At 44.6% G+C, this 1,700-nt stretch carries 1 protein-coding gene; it reads left to right on the top strand.

Annotated elements, in window-relative coordinates:
- Nucleotides 1–266: 266 nt before the first annotated feature.
- Complete coding sequence (locus tag RRG12_RS43915; protein WP_420762584.1) at nucleotides 267–1,607, top strand: hypothetical protein; 1,341 nt, start codon at nucleotides 267–269, stop codon at nucleotides 1,605–1,607.
- Nucleotides 1,608–1,700 lie beyond the last annotated feature (93 nt).

The raw sequence follows: 1,700 nt of genomic DNA, 5'->3' as shown, positions 1-1,700 counted from the left end.
GTTACAGGGTGCAGATTATTCCCTATCACCTGTCACCAGTTAAGAAGGGAATAGGGTACAGGTTACAGGGTGCAGATTATTCCCTATCACCTGTCACCAGTTAAGAAGGGAATAGGGTACAGGTTACAGGGTGCAGATTATTCCCTATCACCTGTCACCTGTCACCTCTCCCCTAATCCCCAATCTATTTAGATAATTTCCGCTACTATTGTCACAAATATATCTAAAGTTCATTCCAACATGTCTATGTTTGAGGTACAGAAGCAATGACTCAAAACCCTCTGAACGACTCCGCTACTAATCAATCGTCTAAAACATCTGGTTTGAAACCAGTACTAGCAGCAGCACTTGCAAGTTTAGAAGTGCCGTTAGATCAAGAGTTAGCTCGATACCGACGCACGCGAAGTGGTTTGGTGTCATCTAAGCAGTCTCGTGTTGCAAGTTATATGAGCAGTCAACCCCAATCGTTGACTGTTATTCCTACAACATCGGGAAAAACTCAGTCATCAGGAACGGAAATTAAAACCAACGTACCGCCTGCATCTGTACCCGTGAATCATCAGGGAACCTCAGCGCCAGCTACGGCAAAAATTGACGTATCACCCCCACCTCCATCTTCTGTAGCTGTGAATCCTGAGATAAACCTAGCGCCAGCTACGCCAAAAACCGAGGAACTGAATAATCTTAATGTTTCCTCCACCTCCGATAAAACCCAAACTCAACTTCCACCACCCCCGCCCAACTTTACTAGTAGCATTGTGCCAGCGATCGTTAAAAATACTAAAAGCGAAAATCTCTTGCAGCCAGATGAAACTCCTAAGCACCCAGATGACTATTTAGAATCTAGTGAAGCACTGCTGCGAAGTCTGACAGAAGAACAACCAGAAACTAAGAAACCAAGCAATTCTAGCGACAGTCTGCTATCACCTTTGGGTATCGGCTCGATGTTACTGCTATTAGTGGCGAGTCTGACTTTGGGTTATGTAGTGTTCAATCCCAAAAGCTTGCCACAATGGAGTTTAGGCAATTTGTTTAACGGAAACTCGCCTCCTGCACCAGAAAATACCGAGGAAGTTGGGAGTAATGCCCAACCTCAAATCCAGCCACCAAGTACATCTATACCCAAGTATCCCAATCTAGCTGCCCAAGAGTTTCCTGAAGTGAGAGATCCCAAGGATGTAGTTGGCTTAAAACCCAAAGTCCAACCAACTCCCCAAAACCCTACAAATCCTCAAGCGGCATTACCTGAACCCAACACAGCCCTAAAACCGACAAATCCGATCGCCTTAGCACCAGTACCGACACTACAATCCTTGCCTCCCCTGAATTTGCCTCCCACTCCAACAGCAAAAACCTCGCCTAATCCAATCGCAACCTCACCAAAACCGGATGCAGAAATCAAACCAGCAACAGATGGGTTTTATCATGTAGTGATAGAGAATAAAGGCGCGGCTTATGCCTCAGCACGGCAAGTAATTCCTGATGCTTATTTATCACCCAACAAAGAATTGATTTATCTGGGTGCTTTTAAAACTAAAGAACAAGTACAACAACATCTGAAATTGTTACAGGCAAGAGGAATTAAAGCACGGGTTCAGCAGCCATAAGTTGCAAAAATCTACGATACCATGAGATAACAGTCCTGAGTTTTGAGTGCTGAGTTTTGAGTGTTGAGTCAATGAGTGCTGAGTCAATGAGTG

It is taken from the genome of Nostoc sp. CALU 546 (assembly GCF_048836525.1).
This window is presented reverse-complemented; position numbering and strand designations above follow the sequence as displayed.

Excerpts from the sequence above, each read along its gene's own strand:
- RRG12_RS43915 (WP_420762584.1), top strand. The coding sequence starts at position 267 with ATGACTCAAAACCCTCTGAACGACTCCGCTACTAATCAATCGTCTAAA.